Source organism: Brevundimonas sp. AC546, from assembly GCF_979258305.1.
Genome location: NZ_OZ409849.1, coordinates 332,657 through 354,569, shown reverse-complemented (window position 1 = coordinate 354,569; position 21,913 = coordinate 332,657). Strand labels below are relative to the sequence as shown.

Genomic DNA, 21,913 nt, shown 5'->3' with positions numbered 1-21,913 from the left:
CTACTGGAAGTTGGCGAAGGCGCCGCCGTCGACCAGCAGGGCCGCGCCGGACATATAGCTCGCCATGTCCGAGGCCAGGAAGGCGACGACCGAGGCGATATCCTCAGGCCTGCCCAGACGGCCCAGCGGGATGCGGCCTTCCATATATTCGCGCTTGGCCGGGTCCGCGAGATCGTCCTTGTTGATGTCGGTGGCGATGGTGCCGGGCAGGACCGAGTTGCAGCGGATGCCGTGACGCCCAAGGGCGACGGCGCAGGACTGCATCAGGCTGTGCACCCCCGCCTTGGTCGGGGTGTAGTGGGTCTGCATCTCGCCGCCGACCAGGGCCGAGATCGAGCTGATGGCGACGATCGATCCCCCCTCCCCTTGCTTGACCATCTGGTTGGCCGCCGCCTGGGTCATGAAATAGGCGCCATGGAGATTGACCTCCATCGTGCGGCGCAGGGTCTCGACCGGCATGTCGAGGAAGGCATGAAACGGACAGATGCCCGCGTTGGACACGAAGACGTCCACGCGCCCGAAGGCCTCGACCGCCGCGTCCACGAAGGTCGTCGCGCTGTCCGGCTGGGCCACGTCGGCGTCGATCACGATGGCCTTGCGGCCCAGCGATTCGATCTCGGCGACCACCTCGGCGGCCACGGCGTCGTCCTTGTAGGTGTTGATGGCGACGTTGGCGCCCTGGCGTGCGGCCTCGATCGCCGTAGCCCGTCCGATACCCCGCGATGCGCCCGTGATCAGGACGACCTTGTTCTCAAGCAGCATGCGGGCTCCGGCGTTTCACTGTGTTCAGGGTTTCGGCAACCAACCGAGGTCGGCGCTGATGGCGTTGGCGGCGTCGGTGACGGTCTTGGTCAGTTCCGTCATCCGGGTGTCGGACATGTATTGGGCGGCCGAGGAGACACTGAGCGCGGCGACGATATGGCCGTCCACCGAGCGGATCGGGGCGGCGACGCAGCGGATCTGGTCCTCGTTCTCTTCCAGGTCGAAAGCGTAGCCCTTTTGGGCGTACCCGTGCATCCGCTCCAGCCAGACGGCGCGGGCCGACGAATCATAGGGCGCGCCCTCCGGCGCATAGAAGTCGATCCAGTCCGGCTCGGACTTGTCGAGAATCAGGGCCTTGCCCAGGCCGGTCGAGGCGATCGGATGCCGTTCGCCCAGGCGCGAGCCGATGTTGATGCGGCGGCGACCGGCGACCTTGTCCAGATAAAGGGCGTGGCGGCCGTCCAGCACGCCCAGGTGAACCGTATCGTCGGTCTGGGCCGACAGTTGCTCCAGCCAGGGCCGGGCGACGCGCGGCAAGTGCATCTGCTGGCTAGCGGCATGGCCCAGCTCCAGCAGTTTCGGGCCCAGGCTGTAGCCCTCGCGCGGACGGAACGACAGCAGGCGACGATCCACCAGGGCCGAGGCCAGGCGGTGCGTCGTGCTGCGGGTCAGGTCCAGCTTTTCGGACAACTCGGCCAGAGGCAGGGAGCCTTCCATCAGGGCGTCGATCACGTCCAGGCCGCGCAGCAGGGTCTGACTGCCGGACGCCTTGGCGCCGACCTCTTCTTCCCCATCGACCTGTGCGGTCTTGATTGACGCCACTCGTCCCATTTCGTAATCCTCATTCTCAGAATGTAGCAAAACACGCAAGCTTGTCCGGGGAACGGGATCGAGTTTGACGCGGCGCACGGAGGAAAGCCAGTGAAATCCCGCATGATGGGAGCAAATCACCAAATGCCGGTGATTTCTCAATGAGCCGCCTGCCGAAGATCAAGCACGTTCGCGCCTTCGTCGTGAAGAACGACGGAACCGGGGGCGGCGCCGACTATCATGACCAGGGCGACGGCCACTGGATCGACGACCATATCGCCACGCCGATGGCCAAATATCCCGAGTATCGCCAAAGCCGTCGCAGCTTCGGCATCAATGTGCTGGGCACCCTGGTCGTCGAGATCGAGGCCGAGAACGGCGTGGTCGGGTTCGCGGTCACGACCGGCGGCGAACCTGCCGCCTATATCGTCGAAAAACACCTGGCCCGCTTCCTGGAAGGGCGCGATCCGTCCGAGGTCGAGAAGATCTGGGACCAGATGTATTTCTCGACCCAGTACTATGGCCGCAAGGGCCTGGTGGTGAACGCCATCTCCGGCGTCGATCTGGCGCTGTGGGATTTGCTGGGTCGTCTGCGTCAGGAGCCGGTGTTCGCCATGCTGGGCGGAGCGGTGCGCGACGAACTGACCTTCTACGCCACCGGCGCCCGGCCCGACAAAGCCAAGGAGCTCGGCTTTATCGGCGGCAAGATGCCGCTGCACCACGCACCCGCAGAGGGTGAGGAGGGGCTGCGCAAGAACCTCGCCGAACTTGAAGCCATGCGGAACGCCTGCGGTGACGACTTCTGGCTGATGTTCGACTGCTGGATGGCGCTCGATCTCAACTACGCCACCCGCCTCGCCCACGAAGCCCACAAGCTGGGTCTGAAGTGGATCGAGGAGGCGTTGAGCCCCGACGACTACTGGGGCTATCAGGCGCTCAAGAAGGCCGCGCCCAAGGGGATGCTGGTCACCACCGGCGAGCATGAGGCCACCCGCTGGGGCTTCCGCATGCTGCTGGAAATGGAGTGCTGCGACATCATCCAGCCGGACGTGGGCTGGTGCGGTGGCGTGACCGAACTGATCAAGATCTCCGCCATGGCCGACGCCAAGGGCGTGCTGATGATCCCACACGGATCCAGCGTCTATTCCTACCACTTCGTCGTGACGCGCCATAACAGCCCGTTCGCGGAGTTCCTGATGATGGCCCCCGGCGCCGACGAGGTCGTGCCCATGTTCCACCCCCAGCTGATCGGCGAACCGGTTCCGATGAACGGCAAGCTCAAGGTGCCGGATGCGCCCGGCTTCGGCGTCGAGCTGAACCGCGACATCGCCCTGCATCGCCCCTACGCGCGCTAAGACGAAAGACACTCAAGAATGAAACTGTTGCGTTATGGCCCCAGGGGCCAGGAAAAGCCGGGCACGCTGGACGCCGACGGGCGCATCCGCGACCTGTCGGGCGTCGTCGCCGACATCACGCCGGACCAACTGCATGGCGCGGCGCTCGAAGCGCTGAAGGCCATCGACCCGACCACCCTGCCCCTCGTCGCGGGCGAACCCCGCTACGGCGTGCCGGTGAACGGCAGCCGCAAGTTCATCGCCATCGGCCTGAACTTCGCTGACCATGCCGCCGAATCCAACCTGCCCATCCCGGGCGAACCCGTCGTCTTCACCAAGGCCATCACCTGCCTGAACGGCCCGAACGACGACGTCATCATTCCGCGCGGTTCGGAAAAGACAGACTGGGAAGTCGAACTGGGCATCGTGATCGGCAAGCCCGCCACCTATGTCACCCAGGACGGGGCGCTGGATCACGTCGCCGGCTATGTGCTGATCAACGACGTGTCCGAGCGCGCCTTCCAGACCGAGCGCGGCGGCACCTGGGACAAGGGCAAGGGCTGCGACACCTTCGGCCCCGTCGGCCCGTGGATCGTCACGACCGACGAGGTGGGCGACGTCCAGAATCTGGACATGTGGCTAGACCTGAACGGCAAGCGCATGCAGACCGGCAACACCAAGACCATGATCTTCGGCGTCGCCGAGATCGTCTCCTATCTGTCGGAGTTCATGACGCTGGAACCCGGCGACCTGATCACTACCGGCACTCCTCCGGGTGTGGGCCTGGGTCAGAAGCCGCCGCTCTATCTGAAGGCCGGCGACACGGTTCGTTTGGGCATCCAGAAGCTCGGCGAACAGGGCCAGACCTTCGTGGAGTGGACGCGATGAGCGCTTATCAAGGCCGCTTCGCGGGCCGCACCGCCGTCGTCACTGGCGGCGCCTCGGGCCTGGGCAAGGCCTCGGCCGCCCGCATCGTCGCAGAGGGCGGTAAGGTCGTGCTGTGGGACCTGAACGCCGACGCGCTGAAGGCGGCGGCCGAAGAGGTCGGCGCGACCCACGTCGTGGCCCTGGACGTGTCCGACGCGGACGCCGTCGCTGCAGCGGCCGAGGAATCGAACAAGGCCCTGGGCCGGATCGACATTCTGGTCGCCTCAGCCGGGATCACAGGCGCCACCGTGCCGGTCCAAGAGTTCCCGATCGACAGCTGGAAGCGGGTCGTCGACATCAACCTGAACGGCGTCTTCTACTGCTCGCGCGCCATCGTGCCCTTTATGCTGGCCAACGGCTATGGCCGCATCGTCAATGTGGCCTCGGTCGCGGGCAAGGAAGGCAATCCCAACGCCAGCGCCTATTCGGCGTCCAAGGCCGGCGTCATCGGCTTCACCAAGTCGCTGGGCAAGGAACTGGCCGGCAAGGGCGTCATCGCCAACAGCCTGACCCCCGCCACCTTCGAAAGCCCGATCCTGGCCCAGATGCCGCAAAGCCAGGTCGACTACATGCGCTCCAAGATTCCGATGGGCCGCCTGGGCGAGGTCGACGAGAGCGCCGCCATGGTCTGCTTTATGGCCTCGGAAGAATGCAGCTTCACCACCGCCTCGACGTTCGACACGTCCGGCGGACGCACGACGTACTAGGGCGCGTGCGGGTGGCTTCGGATCTTCGCATCGTCGACGGCCACGTCCACCTGTGGGACCTGTCGCGTGCGCGTTATGGCTGGCTTCAGGACGATCCCCTGCCGAACAATCCGGCAGGGGACATGAGCCCCATCGCCAACGCGAACTATCTGCTGGACGACTATCTGGCCGACACGGCCGGCTGGCGCGTGGACAAGATCGTCCACGTCGAGGCCGGCCAGCCGGTGGGCCAGCAGTTGGCCGAGACCGACTGGCTTCAGTCCCTGGCCGATGACCGCGGCTACCCGCACGCCATCGTCGCCGGCGCCGACCTGCTGGATCCCGACCTCGACGCCCTGCTGGAGGCCCACGCGGCCCGACCGAACGTGCGCGGCGTGCGCCAGATCCTCTGCTGGCACGAGGATCCGCTGAAGACCTATACCGACCGCGACCTGCTGCGCGATCCGCAGTGGGTCGAGGGGTTCGCCAAGCTGGCCCGCCATGGCCTGTCCTTCGACCTGCAGCTCTATTCGTCGCAGATGGCGACCGCCGCCATCGTCGCGGCGCGCAATCCCGACATCCCCATGATCGTCAATCACGCCGGCCTGCCGACCGACCGCAACGACCTCGGCATGGAACGCTGGCGGATCGGCCTACGCCTCTTGGCCGCCCAGCCCCAGGTCTCGATCAAGATCTCGGGCCTGGGCATCACAGACCGCGCCTGGACGCCCGACAGCATTCGCCCGACCGTTCTGGAATGCATCGACGCCTTCGGGATCGAGCGCGCCATGTTCGCCTCCGACTTCCCCGTCGAAAGCGTGCACGGAACCTTCGACGCCTTCTACTCCGCCTTCGACGCAATCACGGCCGACTTCTCGGCCGATGAGCGCGACCGCCTGTTCGCCGCCAACGCCGAGGCGATCTACCGCATCTAGCCCCCTTCCGCCGAAGCCGCGCAAAGACGGCTAGGCCCCGAGGACATCCAGGAGAGTATCCCATGGTCATCGAGACCGACGCCGCACACACCCCCGGAGGCCTCGATAAGCCCGCCGGTTCGCTCAAGGGCCCGCTGGCCTTCGCCATCGCCTGCTTCCTGATCTGGGGCCTGGCCTATGGCCTGCTGGACGTGCTGAACAAGCATTTCCAGGAGACGCTGAGCATCAGCCAGGCCGACAGCGCCTGGCTGCAGATCGCCTATTTCGGGGCCTATCTGCTGCTGTCGATCCCGGCGGGCATGCTGCTGCATGCGCGGGGCTACAAGTTCGGCATCGTGTCGGGCCTGGCGGTCACCGCTATCGGCGCACTGTTGTTCATCCCAGCGGCGGGCGCGGGCGCCTTCCTGCCCTTCGTCGGCTCGATGTTCGTCCTCGCCGCGGGCCTGTGCATCCTGGAGACCAGCGCCGACACCTACGTCAACGTGCTGGGCGATCCGGCCAAGGCGTCGCAGCGTCTGAACCTGGCCCAGTCGTTCAACGCCCTGGGCGTTTTCTTCGGCCCGCTGATCGGCGGTGCGGTCTTCTTCAGCCCGACGACGACCGAAGCCCTGGGCGGCGCGACGCGCTCGATCCAGATCGTCTATGGGCTGATCGCCGTCGGGGTGGTCCTGTTCGCCATCGCCGTCTGGCGCGCTCGCCTGCCCGAAACCGGCCTGTCGGACCACGGCGGCGCGGTAGCGGGCGACGCCCCCGCCCTGCCCCTGTCCAAACAGCCGCACTTCATCGCCGGCGTCATCACCCAGGCCCTCTACATCGGCGCCCAGGTCGGCATCGGCGCCTATTTCATCAATCTGGTGACCCACAACTGGCAGGGCCTGACCTCGCAGCAGGGCGCCTTCATGCTGTCTCTGGCGGCCATCGGCTATCTTGTCGGGCGCTTCTTCGCCACCGCCCTGTTGCTGAAGGTCAAGCCCCGCGTCCTGCTGACCACCTATGGCGTGATCAACGTGGTCCTGACGCTGGTCGTCGCCGCCGGCATCGACAAGGTCTCGCCCATCGCCCTGCTGGCCGTCTTCTTCTTCATGTCCACCATGTTCGCCACCATCTTCGCCCTGGGCACCACCGGCCTGGGCGCCGGAACCAAGAAGGCCTCGTCCCTGATGGTCATGGCCATCGGCGGCGGCGTGCTGCTGCCCTGGCCCATGGGCAAGGTCGCCGACCTCTACGGCGCCAACGTCGCCTTCCTGATGCCCGCCGTCTGCTTCGCCGTCGTCGCCTGGTACGGCTGGAAGGGCGCCGGCCTGGGACTGAAGAAGGACGCCGCCTGATGCGCCTGCGCACCGCCCTCCTCGTTTTCACCCTGCTCGCCGGTCCCACGGCCGCCTGTGCCCAGACCACCGCGCCCACCGCGGCCGTGGCGCCCGCCGCGCCGATTGACCGCCACGCCCTGGTCTCGCGTCACAATGTGACCCTGACCGCCATCGATCGACACGCGCCGATCATGCTGGGCAACGGCGACCTGGGCTTCACCGCCGACATCACCGGGCTTCAGACCTTTCCGGAACAGTATTCGGAGCTCGCGCCCCTGCTGACCATGGCCCAGTGGGCCTGGCACAGCTTTCCCAATCCGAACGGCTATACCGAGCAGGACGGCCTGATCGACGTGCCCGTGCCGGGTCGGGGCGAGCAGCCCTATGCCTGGATGAAGTCCTGGGCCGTGGCCGAGACCCAGCCCGCCTACACCTGGCTGCGGGCCAATCCACATCGGTTCTCGCTCAGTCGCATCGGCCTGATCTTCGCCGACGGCAAGCCGCTGGACTTCGCCAAGGTCGCCGACACGCGCCAGACGCTGGACCTGTGGTCCGGCGCCCTGACCAGCCGCTTCACCTATGACGGCCAGCCCGTCGAGGTCGTGACCCGCGTCCACCCGACGCTGGACATGGTCATGGTCGAGATCGCCTCACCTTTGGTGGCCGCCCAGGGCTTGGGCGTCCAGGTCCGCTATCCCGGCGTGAACCCGGCCATCAACCCTGACCCGACGACGTTCGAGGCCTCTGGCGCGCAAAGCCTGAACATCGTCGCCTACGACACGGGCGACGTCCACATCCGCCGCACCCTGGACGACAGCACCTATTATTCAGGCATCACCGCTTCCGGTAAGATCGAGCAGAGCGGCGCCGACGCCTTCCGCGTGGCCGCCGCTGGTCGCGACCGATTGACCGTCATGGTCCGTTTCGATCAGCAGGCCCAAACGCCAGCGACGCCCGCCTACAGCGCTGTCGCCCAGGCGACCACCGCACACTGGAACGGCTTCTGGACCCAGGGCGGCGCCGTCGATTTCACCGGCTCCACCGACCCTCGCGCGGCCGAGCTGGAGCGCCGCGTGATCCTGTCGCAATACCTGTCGGCCGTTAACGGCGGCGGCGAACTGCCCCCGCAGGAAGAGGGCCTGTTCTCCAACAGCTGGTACGGCAAGTTCCACCTGGAAATGCACCCCTGGCATTCCGGCTGGCAGGCCATGTGGGGCCATCCCGACATGCTGGAGCGCAGCCTGCCCTGGTATGTCGGCAATCTGGATCACGCCCGCGCCGAGGCCGCCCGCCACCATGTGAAGGGCGCCTGGTGGCCCAAGATGGTCGGGCCCGAGGGCCGCAACAGTCCCAGCCTAGTCTCGCCCTTCATCATGTGGCAGCAGCCGCACCCGATCCTCCTGGCCGAACTGGTCTGGCGCGCCGAGAAGGATCCGGCCGTGCTGGATCGATACGGCGAGGTGGTCGAGGCGACCGCCGACCTGCTGGCCTCCTGGCCCATCGAACACGACGGCCGCCTGAACCTGGGCGCGCCGATGATCCCGGCGCAGGAGAACTACGATCCCCTGACCACGGTGAACCCGACCTTCGAGGTCGAGTATTTCCGCTGGGCCCTGGAAACCGCGCAACAGTGGCGCGAACGCAAGGGCCAGGCCCGCCGCGCCGACTGGGATCAGGCCCTGGCCAGGATCGCGCCGCCGCCGATGAAGGACGGCCTGTATCTGCCGATCGAGAACCTGCCGGACTTCTGGGAGACGGCCATGTCGGACGCCTGCCGCAAGCACGCGGCGGCGGCCCAGTGCAAGAACCGCGACCACCCCTCCTTCCTGATGGCCTATGGCTTCATTCCTGGCGCGCGGATCGACCCCGCCGCCATGCGCCGCACCTTCGAGGCGGTGGAGCAGAACTGGGACGTGCGCCAGACCTGGGGCTGGGACTTCCCAATGATGGCCATGACCGCCGCCCGCATCGGCGAGCCGGACAAGGCCGTCGACTGGCTGTTCGCTGACCTGAAGAACAACCAGTGGGGCGTCACAGGCATGACCCCGCGCGTCCACCTGGACGAGCACGCGGACGAACTCGTCCCTGTCTCGGCCGGGGCAGGCGGCGTCAAGATGGCGGTCAATCCCGACGGTCCCGGCTATCGCCGCGCCGCCGAGACCTATTTCCCGTCCAACGGGTCGCTGCTGATGGCCGTCGGCCTGATGGCGGCGGGCTGGGACGGGTCCAGCGGCCACGCGCCCGGCTTTCCCAAGGACGGCTGGACCGTCCGGGTCGAAGGCCTGACGCCCGCGCCGTAATCAAGACAGAACCGAGAGGAACGCCCCCAATGACGACCTCCAGACGCACCGCCCTGAAGACCCTGTTTGCGGCGCCCGCCGTCGGCGCCTTCGCCACGACGACCGTTCAGGCCCGGCAGGCCGCGCCCGCAGCCCCGCCTGCGCCGGGCCAGATCCCGGTCTGGCCCGCGCCCAACACCGCCCCGCCCTCGACCCAGGAGACGCCGGTCGAGCGGCCGCGCTGGGACGGCCCGGTCCCGACCGAGTGGGTCGATCCGAAGACCGGCCACCGTATCCGCCGCGTCTCGCCCGATGACGGCGGCGGAAAGCCCTATTTCTACAAGAACATGTTCCTGCCGCCCAAGGCCGGCGCGCCCGACCTGATGGTCATCTCGACGCCCCAGGGCATCTCGACCGTCGATCTGGCGACCTGGACCGTCAGCGTTCTGGTCCCCGAGCACGACGCCGACCTGATGTTCACCGGCCGCAAGGGCCGCAACGTCTATTATTCGGTCACCGCGCCCGGCGACGGCCAGCTGATGGACCGCGCCAAAACCCTGTTCGTTATCGACGCCGACACCAAACAACGGCGCGAGATCGGCCGGATCCCCAACGGCCAGATCAACTCGGTCAACGCCGACGAGACCCTGCTGCTGGGCTTCGTCGCCTATGACAGCCAGCCGCTTCAGCCGACCGTGCCTGACCCCCGCAACCGCCGCTTCGACCAGGCCGAATACGAAGCCAACGGGCCGGACGGAAAGCCGCTGAACTTCGCCCGCGCCAAGGGCGTGCGGATGCTTCAGCGATGGGCCGCCCGCTACCCGATGGAAATCTTCGTCATCGACCTGGCGACGGGCGAGCGGCGCGTGATCCACAAGACCAACGAATGGATCGGACACACCCAGTTCTCGCCCACCGACCCGCAGCAGATCATCTTCTGCCACGAAGGCCCCTGGCACCGCGTGGACCGGATGTGGGCCATCCGCGCTGACGGCACGGGTCTGAGAAAGACCCACCAGCGGACGATGAACTTCGAGATCTTCGGACATGAATGGTTCAGCCCCGACGGCAAACAAGTCCTCTATGACCTGCAGACCCCGCGCGGACAGGTCTTCTGGGTCGCCTCGGTCGATCTGGAAACGGGCCGTCGGGTCTATCGTCGGGTTGAGCAAAACGATTGGTCCGTCCACTACAACGTCTCGCCGGATGGCAGCCTGTTCGCCGGCGACGGCGGCGATGGCGACATGGTCGCCCATGCGCCGGACGGCAAATGGATCGTCCTGCTGCGTCCCGAACCGATCGTCGATGCCGATCCGTCCAGCGACAAGGACGACCAGATCTTCGTCGAGTATCTGCGCTCGGAGCGGCTGGTGGACCTGTCGAACCACGACTACCGGCTGGAGCCGAATCTGACCTTCACGCCGGACGCCAAATGGATCGTCTTCGTTTCGAACATGCACGGCGCCAATCACGTCTATGCCGTCGAAGTCGAACGCCGCGCCTAGAAACATCGACAATCTGTCGAGGCCCCCGGCCTGAATTATCGAGGTTTTGTCGAGACTTTTATCTCAATTGTCTTGGTTCCGATTCAGGCCGGTTGCAAAATGCGGGAAGCTGTTGCAATAAACGGCACGTCGCCAATCCAACTATGCGCGACAGCATACCAAAAAATGACACCGGTGCCAGATTGACGCCGGGATGGGGAGAGAACGAATGCGACGGACCAACACCCGGACTCTGTGCGCCGTTGGCGTATCCCTGGCGGCCCTGATGGGCGCCTCGTCGGCGCTGGCGCAGACCGCCCCAGTCGCCGAGCCGACGGTTGAAGATGCAGCTCAGGACGCGACCGTCGTCGACGAAATCGTCGTCACCGGTTTCCGCTCCAGCCTTCAGCAGGCCCTGAACATCAAGCGCCAGGAAGCCGGCGCCGTCGACGCCATCTTCGCTGAAGACATCGCCGACTTCCCCGACCAGAATTTGGCCGAGGCCATCCAGCGCCTGCCCGGCGTGACCATCGACCGCGAGAACGGCCAAGGCCGCAGGATTTCGGTGCGCGGTCTCGGGGCCGACTTCACCCGTGTCCGGATCAATGGTTTGGAGGCTCAGGCGGCCTATGGCGGCAGCCGCGACCGCGGCTTCGACTTCTCCATGTTCGCGTCCGAACTGTTCAACAGCATCAAGGTCCGCAAGACCCAGTCGGCCGAGATCGAAGAAGGCTCACTGGGCGCCACCGTCGACCTACAGACCGGTCGTCCCCTGGACTTCAGCGGCAGCGGCTTCAACTCCGCGCTGTCGGTCCAGGGCTCCTACAACGACCTGTCCGAAAAGACTGTCCCCCGCGTGGCTGGCCTGCTGAGCTGGTCGAACGACAGCCGCACCTTCGGGGCGCTGGTCTCGGTCGCTTACTCCGAACGCGCGCCGATCAGCGAGAGCTTCAACACGACACGTTGGCAGGCAGGTGATCCGTCGCTGGCCTATGGCGCCGGCAACAACTTCGCCGGCTGCATTCCCTGCACCACGACCGGGCAGCGCACCGAGTTGCTGAATGCCTTCTACCCGCGCATCCCCCGCTACACCTTCGGCACATTCAACGAAGACCGTCTGGGTATCACGACGTCTCTGCAATGGCGCCCCACCGACCGGACTGAGGTCGTGCTGGACCTGCTGTGGTCGCGCTTCAACATCGAGGCCGAAAGCCCCAATATCGAGGCTATCAGCTTCAGCCGCGCTGCAGGCGGCGTGCGCGACACTGTCGTTCGCGACTATGAGATCGATGCCGATAAGAACGTTATCTCCTACGGCGTGTTCGACGGTGTCGACATCCGTTCCGAGAACGGCTTCACCCGCGACGAAAGCAACTTCTATCAGGCGTCGCTGAACCTGCGTCACGAGTTCACCGACCGCCTGCGCGGCACGGCGAAGATCGGCGCGAACAAGTCGGAAGCGCGTACGCCTCAGTCGTTCGCCTACATGTTCGACGCCAACGATCAGAACGGCTTCACTTACGACTTCCGGGGCGATGATCGCCTGCCGATGATCAACTACGGCTTCGACGTCACGTCGGGTTCGCGCTTCACCCTGACCGAGCGCCGCAAGAGCACGGGCGGGGCCAACTTCGAGAACGCCGTCTTCGCGGGCAATCTCGAATACGACTACACGCCGGACTTCACGATCAAGGCCGGCGGCGAATATCGTACCTACGGCTTCGACACCTTCGGCATGCAGCAGGCCGTATCCGTCCTGTCGGGCGCGGACCGGGTCGTGGGCGTCGACGCCCTGGGCAAGATCGTCAGCATCGACGGCAAGCTGGACATCCCGTCGGGATCGAACCTGAACTACATCGTTCCCGACATCTGGAAGATCAACGAGTTCCTCAGCGTCTTCGACGATGCGCTGGTGCCGACCTACAACGGCATTCGCGAAGTCGAGGAGACGGACAAGGGTCTGTTCGTCCAGGCCGACTTCAACACCCAAATCCTGGGGATGACAGTTCGCGGCAACGCCGGCATTCGTCGCGCGATCACCGAGACGACGTCCAAGGGCTTCCTGAACACCGACTACGTCACGGTGGAAAACGAGTATGCGGACACCCTGCCCTCGTTCAACCTGGCCATCGAACCGCGCGACGACGTCGTCATCCGCATCGGCGCCGCCAAGGTGATGTCGCGCCCCGCGCTGGGCGACCTGACCCCTGGTGGCAGCCTGTCCACCCCAACGCGTCGCGTGTCCTATGGCAACCCGCTGCTGGAACCCTTCCGCGCCACCAACTTCGACGTGGCAGCCGAGTGGTATTTCCAGAACGAGGGCCTGCTAGCGGCTGCGGTCTTCTACAAGGAGATCGACAGCTTCATCACCACGATCACCGACGTGGTGCCGTGGCGCAGCCTGGGTCTCGACGACAGCCTGCTGGCCGGCACGCCCGCCTCGCCGGACGAAGACTTCGAGGTCACTCGCAAGGTCAACGGCGACGGCGGCTCGCTGCACGGACTGGAAATCCAGTACCAGCAGCCCTTCACCTTCCTGCCCGGCTTCTGGTCGAACTTCGGCTTCATCGGCAACTACACCTATGTCACCTCCGAGGTGACCTATGGCGACGGCCGCAAGGGGCCGCTGACGAACCAGTCGAAGAACGCCTTCAACACGACCCTGTACTACGAGGTCGATGGCTTCCAGGCGCGGGTCTCGGCGGCCTATCGCAGCGGCTACCTGTTGTCCTTCCCGGGCGGCAACGGCAACACGGAAGAAGGCGTCAACGACACCGTCAACTTCGACGCCTCCATGTCCTATGACATCACCGACAGCCTGACCTTCTCTCTGGAAGCTCTGAACCTGTCCGACGAGTTCAACGACCGCTACGTCGATGTGACGGACCGCGTCTCGAACTACCGCCATACCGGCCGAGAGATCGCCGTGGGATTGCGCTGGAAGTACTGATCTTCCCTCCCTGACGCTTCTAGCGCGATAGACTAAAGGCCCGGAGCGAACCGCTCCGGGCCTTCTTTTTGTTCGGTGCTGAAGGTTTGCGGGCGGGGGTCAGGCGACCCGTGGGCGCAGGCCGGTGACGCCCGTCGAGTCCGTCACCTTGGGGCCCTTGCCGTCCAGGGTGTCGATGTTGCAGTCGCGGAAGCGCCAGTTTTCGGCGTTGGCGATGGCGCCTGCGTCCTGCACGTCCCAGTCCAGCCGTTCGAATGTGAAGTCCTTCAGCGGCGCCTCGGGATAGGCGGCGGCCGCAAAGCCGACCTTGCCGCCGACGGCCTTGATGTTCGACAGGCGAACGTCGTGGATGCGGGGGATGCCCTGTTCGCGCGGAACCGGCGTGGCCAGGGCGCGCCAATAGTCGGGGATATCGGCGACGCCCGCCGGGATCTGGGCGTAGCTGTAGTTCGGATACCAGTTCAGATTGACCTGCATCAGCGTCCGCACGTCCTGCAGATGGATGTCGCGCAGGCGGATGTTGGAAATCACGCCGCCGCGCGTATGGCCCGACTTGAAGAAGATGCCGAGCGGCACCGGATACTCGATCCTCAGGCCCGACACCTCGATGTCGTCGAAACCGCCCGAGGTCTCCGAGCCGAACGTCATGCCGGCCAGAGCGTCGCGGACGATGCAGTCGCGGATCTTCACCTGACGACACGGACGGGCGACGCGCAGCCCATCCCAGTCGCGGCCGGCCTTGATGCAGATGGCGTCGTCGTTGACCGACAGGTCGCAACGCTCGACCAGCACCCGCTCGGACGAGTCGATGTCTATCCCGTCCGTCGAGGGGCCTCGGCCGCCCAGGTTGTTGCGGATGATCAGATCGGCGACCTTCACATCGCGCGAATAGCAGATGTGGACGGTCCAGAAGCCCGATCGCGCCAGGTTCAGGCCTGAAACCTCGACCTGTTGCGAATCATAGACGTGGATCAGGCGGGGACGACGACAATCGTAGTCGGCCGCCCAGCGCAGATCGCGCGGGTCGTAGTCACGACGCATGGCCCAATAGGAGTCCCAGAAGACCTTGCCGTCGCCATCGACCAGGCCCTCGCCGGTGATCTTGGCGTTCTGCTGCTGATAGATGTTCAGCAGGGCGGCGGGCCAATCCATCTCCACCCCGGCGACGCGGGTGCGGACCATCGGATAGGCGGCGATGTCCTGAAGACCCCGGACGGTCGCGCCACGGCCGATCGACAGGGTCACGCCCGACTTCACAAACAGCGACCCGGACAGATAGAGGCCAGGTTTCAGCACCACCACGCCCCCACCCTGCCCCGCCGCCGCGTCGATGGCGGCCTGGATCGGGCGGGTGTTGATCGTCACGCCATCGCCGACCGCGCCATAGTCGGCGGCGTCGAAGGTGCGACCGACCGACTGGGCGAAGGCGGGCGCGGCTGAAGCCAGTGCCCCGGTCAGGCCGAGTTGAAGCAGGGAGCGACGATGCATGAGCGTTTTCCTTCGCCGCCTGCGCGGCGTCTCACATTATGCTTATCCATCCCACGATAGTGGGCAAGCCGTGAGACGCAAGCGCCCGCGTGTCGCAGTCGTCAGAGATAGGCCCCCACCTGCCAGGGCACGAACTCGTTGTCCCCGACGCCCAGGGCCTCGGACTTGGACGGTTCGCCCGAGGCGACGTCCAGCATCTTCTGGAAGATGACGGCGCCCACCTCGGCCATCGGGGTCCCGGTCAGGACGGGCGAGGCGTCGATGTCCATGTCCCCGTCCATCCAGTTCGCCAGTTTGGCGTTGGAGGCGACCTTGATCGACGGGGCGGGCTTGGCGCCGAAGACCGAACCCCGGCCCGTGGTGAAGACGATCAGATTGGCGCCCGAGGCGATCTGGCCCGTGGCCGAGCACGGGTCGTAACCGGGGCTGTCCATGAAGCTGAGCCCCTTGGCCTGCAGCGGTTCGGCATAGCCGATCACGTCGTTCAGGGGGGTCGAACCGGACTTGGCCACCGCCCCCAAAGACTTCTCCAGGATGGTGGTCAGGCCGCCCTTCAGATTGCCGGGCGACGGATTGTTGTTCAGCTCCATCTGATGGCGGTCGGCATAGTCGCGCCACCACGCCAGACGCGCGTTCAGCTTGTCCGCCACGTCCTGCGACGCCGCACGCCGCAGCAGCAGGTGTTCGGCGCCCCAGATCTCGGGCGTTTCCGACAACATGGCAGAGCCGCCGTGTGCGACCAGCAGGTCCACCGCCGCGCCCAGGGCCGGGTTGGCGGTGACGCCAGACCAACCGTCCGAGCCGCCGCATTGCAGGCCGACGGTCAGATGCGAGGCCGACACGGGTTGGCGCTGGACCTGCGCGGCCTCTTCCAGCAGTTCGCGCACGACCTCGGTCCCGGCCTCGATAGCGCGGGCGGTGCCGCCGGCCTCCTGGATGGTCAGGGCGCGCAGATGCGGGCCGGATTGAAGGCCTTCGTTGGCCAGCCAGGCGGGGATCTGGTTGGCCTCGCATCCCAGGCCCACGATCAGGATCGAATGGAAGTTCGGATGTCTCGCGTAGCCCGCAAGAGTCCGCTGCAGCAGGGTCACGTCGCTGGACAGCGACGACCCGCCGCATCCGCCCTGATGGGTGAAGGCGACCACCCCATCGACGCCTGCGGGCAGACTGGAATCCGGGAAGGCGTCGGCGATACGGCGCGCAACGGTGGCCGAACAGTTCACGCTGGTCAGGACGCCGATATAGTTGCGGGTGCCGACCCGGCCGTCCGGGCGAACGATGCCGTTGAAGGTCGCGCCCGATAACGGCGCGGGCGGACGCACGTCGGCGCCGACCTCAGCCTCACGCCCGTCCTCGGCCATGGCCAGGTTGTGGACGTGGACGTGATCCCCGGCCGCGATGGCGGTCCTGGCGCGGCCGATGACCTGACCGTAGCGGCGGACCAGACCGCCCTCCTCCACCGCATGGCGAGCGATCTTGTGCCCGGTGGCGATGTCGGCGCGCGCCGGCGCGTCCAGACCGTCGGGCGTGTCGCCTGTCACGATGTCGTCCAGGGCGATGGCGACATCGTCGGCGGGGTTAAGGATCAGGACGCGAGACATGGACTACTCCGCGACCAGACGCGCGGCCTCGACCGCGCCGTTCTGGCTGAGCGACAGATAGGCGCCCGTGACCGCGACCGCGAACCGGTCGTCGGCGGCGAGCGCGGGCGGGAAGACGGCGGACAGGCTCAGCAAGGCCGAAACCCGCGCCTGGTCGTCAGCGGCGCCGGCCAGCAGTTCGGCGGTTTTCGACGCCAGCGGATCGTCGACGACGACGATCTCGCCGCCTTCGGTCACACCCGACTGCCATTTCATCCAGGCTGCGACGCCCAGCGCCATGGCCGCGATGTCCAGCCCCGCCGCCAGACGCTCCGCGGCGCCGGTCAGCAGGCGTTGGGGCAGTTTCTGCGAACCGTCCATGGCGATCTGACGCGTGCGGTGCATCAGGGCGGAGTTGGAGAACCGGGCCATCAACTCGTCGCGATAGGCGGGAATATCCAGACCCGGCGGCGGGTTCAGCGTCGTCTGGGCCTCGTCCCACAGGGCCTCGACATAGGCGCGGAAGGCGGGAACCGCGACGGCCTCGTGGACATGCTCATGCCCCGACAGGGCGCCCAGATAGGCGATGGCCGAATGGGCGCCGTTCAGCAGACGCAGCTTGGCGTCCTCCCACGGTTCGACCGCGTCGGTCAGTTGCACACCGAGCGCGGCGAAGTCCGGACGTTCGCCGGCGAACCGATCCTCGATCACCCACTGGGTGAAGGGTTCGGCCTTGACCATGCCCTGGTCCTCGACGCCGAGACGGGCGGTCAGGCGGGCGATGTCGTCGGGGATGGTCGCCGGAACGATCCGGTCGATCATGGTCTGGGGGAAGGCGCCCTCGGCCTCGATCCAGTCGGCTAGGCCAGATCCCTCAGAGTTGGGGTCGATGTGACGCGCCATGGCGATGACGCCGGCGCGGATGCGCTTGCCGTTGTGGGGGATGTTGTCGCAACTGATGACGGTGAAGGGCTTCAACCCCGCCGCCTTCCTCGCCCGCAGCGCCGCGACGATGAAGCCGGGCGCCGTGCGAGGCGCGGTGATGTCCGCAAGATCGGCGGCGACATCCGCGTCGTCCAGCAGCAGGTCGCCCGTCGCCGAGTCGAGGCGATAGCCCTTCTCGGTCACGGTTAGGGTGACGATGTGGACATCCGCGTCGGCCATGGCCGCGACCAGGGCGGCGGGATCTTCTGGCCCGACCAGAACGCCGCGAGCGGCGCCGATGACGCGCAGATGCTCGTCCGATCCGTCGCGGACGACCAGGGTGTAGAGCCCGTCCTGCAAGTTCAACTGGTCCCGCACGCCGGGCGACCGGAGAGAGGCGCCCACCACCCCCCAGCGCAGATCGCCGCTCGCCAGCGCATCGTCGAACACGACCGCCTGGTGGGCGCGGTGGAAAGCGCCGATGCCCAGATGGACCACGCCGGTCTTCACCTGTGCGCGGTCGTAACCGGGAACGGCGACCTCGTCGGGCAGGCCGTTCAGGGCCGCTTGGTTCAGCCTGCTCACAGCTTGTAGGCCGCCTTCACCAGACCATACGTCAGGGCGTGGGCCAGTTCGTGGGCCTCGTCCTCTTCCATCCGGTGTTCGACCACCAGCTTGGCCAGGAAGCCGCAGTCCATGCGACGTGCCACGTCATGGCGCGCCGGGATCGACAGGAAAGCGCGGGTGTCGTCGTTGAAGCCGACGGTGTTGTAGAAGCCGGCCGTCTCGGTGACCTGTTCGCGGAAGCGACGCATGCCCTCGGGACTGTCGTGGAACCACCAGCTGGGGCCCAGCTTCAGCGCCGGATAGTGGCCGGCCAGGGGCGCCAGTTCGCGGCTGTAGCTGGTCTCGTCCAGGGTGAAGAGGATCAGGGTCAGGCGCGTGTCTGACCCGAACCGGTCCAGCAGCGGCTTCAGCGCCCGGACGTAATCGGTCTGGGTCGGGATGTCGCAACCCTTGTCGCGGCCAAAGCGGTTGAAAACGGTGGCCGAGTGGTTGCGGAAACTGCCGGGGTGCAATTGCATCACCAAGCCGTCTTCCACTGACATGGCGGCCATTTCAGTCAGCATCTGCCCCCGGAACAGTTCGGCGTCGGCGGCGCTGGCGGGCGCCGTCGAGACGCGGCGGAACAGGGCCTCGGCGTCGGCCTTGGACAGGTCGGCGGTGAAGGCGGTCGGGTGACCGTGATCGGTCGAGGTGGCGCCCATCTCGATGAAGACCGCACGGCGGTCGCGCAGCGCCTGCAGATAGCCGCCCCACGACAGGGTATCGCGGCCGGTCTGCTCAGCCAGGATCTTCAGATTGTCGCGGAAGCCCTCATAGTCGGGGTCCAGCACCGGGTCGGGGCGATAGGCGGTCAGCACCCGCCCCTTCCAGCCCGAGGCCGCAATGGCCTTGTGGTGTTCCAGCGTGTCGAGCGGGCTCTCGGTCGTGGTCAGGACCTCGATATTGTAGCGGTCGAACAGGGCGCGGGGCCTGAAGGCGTCGGTCTGCAGCGCCGCGTCGATGATGTCGTAGTAGTGATCCGCCGTCTCGGCCGACAGGCGCACGTCTATGCCGAAGGCCTCGGCATAGACCCAGTCATGCCACAGGCGCGACGGCGTGCCGCGGAACAGGTGATAGTTTTCGGCGAACCGACGCCAGATCTTGCGCGGATCGGTCTCGACCGGACCGCCGTCGGCGCGCGGAACCCCCAGATCCTCCATCGCCATCCCCTGCGAATGCAGCATGCGGAAGACATAGTGGTCGGGCGTGATCAGCAGTTCGGCCGGATTGGGGAAGGGCTGGTTCAGCGCGAACCAGCTGGGGTCTGTATGGCCGTGCGGGCTGATGATCGGCAGGCCCTTGATCTCGGCATACAGGCGACGCGCGACCGTGCGGGTGTCGGCGTCGGCCGGAAACAGGCGGTCGGGATTGAGCTTGAGCGGATGAGCCATGACGTCCTTCACTGTTCCTCGATGCGGAGACGTTGGATCGCCTCACGAGTCTGATCTCACCAGATACAATGTCGCATCGGAAAAGACACCGGTTACCTTGGCGAGAAGCGATGTCCATCTTATGGTACTAGAAAGCAAATAATGGAAGGCGTCGCCTGTCGGCGCTTCGGAGGATGTATGGCGTACCGTTCGTTCGCAGGCCTGACGGCCGTTTTGATGGCGACAACCTTGCTGGTCAGCCCGACGGCGGCGCAGACCGCCCTGCCCCCCGGCGTCGAAACCGCCTGGCTGGAGCCGACCCCGAGGCCGGCGCTGAATGCCGATCCGACCCGCCTGCCCTCGCGCGCCGAGGCCCTGGCCGCCGCCGAATATGTCACGACGTCGCAGATCGCGGCCATGGCGAGCGAGCCACTCGCTCTGTCGACCGGCAGCAATCTGACGCAGATGTCGTCCAACTGGGTGGCCGCCACCTTCTATGTCGGGGCGGCGCGTCTGGCGCGTGTGTCGGATGATCCCGAGACCCTGCGGTTCCTGACCGCCGTGGCCGAACACTATAATTACAGCGTGCGCGGCGCCCGGTCGGGGCCGACCATGCTGAACGCCGACGATATCGCCATCGGCGACCTGTACGAGGAACTCTACGCCCGACGTCGTCAGGAAGGCCTGCTGATGCCCCTGCGCCAGCGGCTGGACTGGCAGGTTCCGCACCTGAACCGCTCGGTCGAGACCCCGGCCCTGGTCTGGTGGTGGGCCGACGCCCTGTTCATGGCCCCACCGGTGCTGGCGCGGATGTCGGCCCTGACCGGCGATCCCAAATATCTGACGGCGGCCGACCGGGAATGGCGACGCACGGCCGAGCATCTGTGGGTCCCCGAAGAGCGGCTGTTCTTGCGCGACGAACGGTTCAAGGAACGCAAGGAGGCGAACGGCGCCGCCATCTACTGGTCGCGAGCCAACGCCTGGACCATGGCGGGTCTGGCGCGGTGGCTGGAGAGCCTGCCCGCCGATCATGCGAACCGGGCCTATTACGTCGATCTGTTTCAGAAGCTGTCGAGCCGGATACTGGAACTGCAGCAGGACGACGGCCTGTGGCGCGCCAGCCTGTTGGCGCCTGAGGTCTATCCCGAGGCCGAGACCTCGGGGTCGGGCTTCTATGTCTATGGCCTGGCGTGGGGCATCAACCACGGCCTGCTGGATCGCGAGACCTATCTTCCGGCGGTGACCAAGGGCTGGGCGGCGCTGAACCGCCATGTCCTGCCCAGCGGCCTGATCGGCGCGGCGCAGAAGACCGGCGACCAACCCGTCTCGACCAAGCCTGAGGAAACCGGCCTCTACGCCACCGGCGCCTATGTGCTGGCAGGGCTGGAAGTCGCGGACCTGAACGGCCCGGCCCAGGCCCTGCCCCAGGCCGAGCCTGAGCGCGACACGCCCGAGGTCATCGCCGCCACGACGCCGACGCCTCCGGCGCCCGTCACCGTCGTCGGCGAAGAGGAACTGCGTCGCCGCGCCGACGAGATGCGCGCCACCGCCGCCCTGTCCTATGATCCAGCCGGATTGAACCGACCCTCGACCATCGAGCGCCTGACGCCGCCGACGGCCGAAGAACAACGCCCGCGCGCCGTCGCCCGTTTCGCGCCGGATCGGTTCGACGACCTGCTCTGGGAGAACGACCGCGTCGCCCACCGCATCTATGGCCCGGCGCTGGAAGGTCGCGAGCCGCCGTCGGGATCGGGTATCGACGTCTGGGCCAAGCGCGTCCGCTACCCCTTCATGGACCGACAGCTCAAGTTCCCCAACTATCATACCGACCGGGGCGAGGGCCTGGACTACTACGATGTCGGTCGCGGTCGCGGCGCAGGCGGCCTGGGCGTCTGGCAGGACAACAAGCTGTGGACCAGCCGCAACTTCAAGACCTATCGCATTGAAGAGACAGGCGGAGACGAGGCGCGCTTCAGCGTCGATTACGCCCCCTGGCCCGTCGATGTGAACCGCCGGGTGTGGGAGACGCGCGACTTCTCCCTGCCGATGGGGTCCAACTTCACTCGCATGACCTCGACACTGAACTCGGACAGCACCGAGCCCCTGATCGTCGGTATCGGCATCACCCGGCGCACCAATGACCACGGCTCCAGCTTCGTCACCCGCGACGCCGCCAACGGCCGCCTGATGTTCTGGGAGCCGGAAAACCCCGAGCACGGCAGTATCGGCGTCGCCATTCTGGTCGATCCGGCCATGGTCGAAGGCTTTACGCAGGACGCCGACAACTATCTGATCCTGCTGCGCGTCACGCCGGGCCAGCCCTTCACCTACTATATGGGATCGGCCTGGGACGGCGGCCTGGACTTCAAGACCCGCGAGGCCTGGGAAAGCTTCGTCGCCGCCTATACGCCGCCGGTTCCCTGGCGCTGAAGGCCGATTTGTCCGCCCGGGACGCAAGCCCGTCTTGC

The 21,913-nt window shown here is 66.4% G+C and carries 15 protein-coding genes; 9 read left to right on the top strand and 6 right to left on the bottom strand.

The genetic code is table 11. The annotated features are described in order from the left end of the window. Both ACZZZD_RS01755 and ACZZZD_RS01750 read right to left on the bottom strand, forming a co-directional pair. The gene (locus ACZZZD_RS01755) at positions 1 to 762 is read right to left on the bottom strand and encodes an SDR family NAD(P)-dependent oxidoreductase (RefSeq protein ID WP_463432088.1); all 762 of its coding nucleotides are present in this window, start codon (positions 760 to 762) and stop codon (positions 1 to 3) included. A 24-nt stretch (positions 763 to 786) separates the two neighbouring features. Then, positions 787 to 1,593, bottom strand: a complete 807-nt coding sequence (locus tag ACZZZD_RS01750) for an IclR family transcriptional regulator (RefSeq protein WP_463432086.1) — start codon at positions 1,591 to 1,593, stop codon at positions 787 to 789. A gap of 140 nt (positions 1,594 to 1,733) precedes the next feature. Here ACZZZD_RS01750 and rhmD point away from each other — a divergent pair, with 140 nt between their 5' ends. From rhmD to ACZZZD_RS01710, 8 genes are all read left to right on the top strand, one after another. Continuing rightward, entirely contained in the window at positions 1,734 to 2,927 is a 1,194-nt protein-coding gene (gene rhmD / locus ACZZZD_RS01745) for an L-rhamnonate dehydratase (RefSeq protein WP_463432084.1), read from the top strand. 18 nt (positions 2,928 to 2,945) lie between these two features. Continuing rightward, positions 2,946 to 3,794 carry a fumarylacetoacetate hydrolase family protein gene (locus ACZZZD_RS01740; protein ID WP_463432082.1) on the top strand — a complete coding sequence of 283 codons (849 nt, stop codon included), beginning with the start codon at positions 2,946 to 2,948 and terminating at the stop codon, positions 3,792 to 3,794. After that, complete coding sequence (locus ACZZZD_RS01735; RefSeq protein WP_463432080.1) at positions 3,791 to 4,540, top strand: SDR family NAD(P)-dependent oxidoreductase; 750 nt, start codon at positions 3,791 to 3,793, stop codon at positions 4,538 to 4,540. Before ACZZZD_RS01740 ends, ACZZZD_RS01735 begins: the two co-directional genes overlap by 4 nt. Before the next feature lie 11 nt (positions 4,541 to 4,551). Beyond that, entirely contained in the window at positions 4,552 to 5,454 is a 903-nt protein-coding gene (locus ACZZZD_RS01730; RefSeq protein WP_463432078.1) for an amidohydrolase family protein, read from the top strand. Between the two features lie 62 nt (positions 5,455 to 5,516). Further along, positions 5,517 to 6,782 (top strand): sugar MFS transporter, encoded by a 1,266-nt coding sequence (locus ACZZZD_RS01725; protein WP_463432076.1) that lies wholly within the window; start codon positions 5,517 to 5,519, stop codon positions 6,780 to 6,782. Then, positions 6,782 to 9,064 carry a hypothetical protein gene (locus tag ACZZZD_RS01720; RefSeq protein WP_463432074.1) on the top strand — a complete coding sequence of 761 codons (2,283 nt, stop codon included), beginning with the start codon at positions 6,782 to 6,784 and terminating at the stop codon, positions 9,062 to 9,064. The genes ACZZZD_RS01725 and ACZZZD_RS01720 overlap by 1 nt, the downstream gene beginning before the upstream one ends. Positions 9,065 to 9,093: 29 nt before the next feature. Beyond that, positions 9,094 to 10,548, top strand: coding sequence for an oligogalacturonate lyase family protein (locus tag ACZZZD_RS01715; RefSeq protein ID WP_463432072.1), 1,455 nt, complete (start codon positions 9,094 to 9,096; stop codon positions 10,546 to 10,548). Positions 10,549 to 10,756: 208 nt separating this feature from the next. Further along, entirely contained in the window at positions 10,757 to 13,477 is a 2,721-nt protein-coding gene (locus ACZZZD_RS01710) for a TonB-dependent receptor (protein ID WP_463432070.1), read from the top strand. A 99-nt stretch (positions 13,478 to 13,576) separates the two neighbouring features. On the opposite strand, the gene ACZZZD_RS01705 is transcribed toward ACZZZD_RS01710, so the two are convergent. The 4 genes from ACZZZD_RS01705 to uxaC all read right to left on the bottom strand — a co-directional run bounded on the left by ACZZZD_RS01705 (position 13,577) and on the right by uxaC (position 19,466). Beyond that, positions 13,577 to 14,965, bottom strand: a complete 1,389-nt coding sequence (locus ACZZZD_RS01705) for a glycoside hydrolase family 28 protein (protein ID WP_463432068.1) — start codon at positions 14,963 to 14,965, stop codon at positions 13,577 to 13,579. A gap of 101 nt (positions 14,966 to 15,066) precedes the next feature. Further along, a complete protein-coding gene (locus ACZZZD_RS01700) occupies positions 15,067 to 16,566 on the bottom strand; it encodes a UxaA family hydrolase (protein WP_463432066.1) in 1,500 nt (499 codons plus the stop codon). Positions 16,567 to 16,569: 3 nt separating this feature from the next. Further along, a complete protein-coding gene (locus tag ACZZZD_RS01695) occupies positions 16,570 to 18,054 on the bottom strand; it encodes a mannitol dehydrogenase family protein (RefSeq protein ID WP_463432064.1) in 1,485 nt (494 codons plus the stop codon). Further along, positions 18,051 to 19,466: a glucuronate isomerase gene (gene uxaC, locus ACZZZD_RS01690; protein WP_463432062.1), complete on the bottom strand. Its 1,416-nt coding sequence runs from the start codon at positions 19,464 to 19,466 to the stop codon at positions 18,051 to 18,053. The genes ACZZZD_RS01695 and uxaC overlap by 4 nt, the downstream gene beginning before the upstream one ends. A gap of 177 nt (positions 19,467 to 19,643) precedes the next feature. On the opposite strand from uxaC, the gene ACZZZD_RS01685 reads away from it, so the two are divergent. Further along, complete coding sequence (locus ACZZZD_RS01685) at positions 19,644 to 21,875, top strand: glycoside hydrolase family 88 protein (RefSeq protein WP_463432060.1); 2,232 nt, start codon at positions 19,644 to 19,646, stop codon at positions 21,873 to 21,875. Positions 21,876 to 21,913: the final 38 nt, after the last annotated feature.

Bases quoted from the DNA above. Each gene is read 5' to 3' on its own strand.
- ACZZZD_RS01755 (WP_463432088.1), bottom strand. From the start codon at position 762: ATGCTGCTTGAGAACAAGGTCGTCCTGATCACGGGCGCATCGCGGGGT.
- ACZZZD_RS01750 (WP_463432086.1), bottom strand. From the start codon at position 1,593: ATGGGACGAGTGGCGTCAATCAAGACCGCACAGGTCGATGGGGAAGAA.
- rhmD (WP_463432084.1), top strand. From the start codon at position 1,734: ATGAGCCGCCTGCCGAAGATCAAGCACGTTCGCGCCTTCGTCGTGAAG.
- ACZZZD_RS01740 (WP_463432082.1), top strand. From the start codon at position 2,946: ATGAAACTGTTGCGTTATGGCCCCAGGGGCCAGGAAAAGCCGGGCACG.
- ACZZZD_RS01735 (WP_463432080.1), top strand. From the start codon at position 3,791: ATGAGCGCTTATCAAGGCCGCTTCGCGGGCCGCACCGCCGTCGTCACT.
- ACZZZD_RS01725 (WP_463432076.1), top strand. From the start codon at position 5,517: ATGGTCATCGAGACCGACGCCGCACACACCCCCGGAGGCCTCGATAAG.
- ACZZZD_RS01720 (WP_463432074.1), top strand. From the start codon at position 6,782: ATGCGCCTGCGCACCGCCCTCCTCGTTTTCACCCTGCTCGCCGGTCCC.
- ACZZZD_RS01715 (WP_463432072.1), top strand. From the start codon at position 9,094: ATGACGACCTCCAGACGCACCGCCCTGAAGACCCTGTTTGCGGCGCCC.
- ACZZZD_RS01710 (WP_463432070.1), top strand. From the start codon at position 10,757: ATGCGACGGACCAACACCCGGACTCTGTGCGCCGTTGGCGTATCCCTG.
- ACZZZD_RS01705 (WP_463432068.1), bottom strand. From the start codon at position 14,965: ATGCATCGTCGCTCCCTGCTTCAACTCGGCCTGACCGGGGCACTGGCT.
- ACZZZD_RS01700 (WP_463432066.1), bottom strand. From the start codon at position 16,566: ATGTCTCGCGTCCTGATCCTTAACCCCGCCGACGATGTCGCCATCGCC.
- uxaC (WP_463432062.1), bottom strand. From the start codon at position 19,466: ATGGCTCATCCGCTCAAGCTCAATCCCGACCGCCTGTTTCCGGCCGAC.
- ACZZZD_RS01685 (WP_463432060.1), top strand. From the start codon at position 19,644: ATGGCGTACCGTTCGTTCGCAGGCCTGACGGCCGTTTTGATGGCGACA.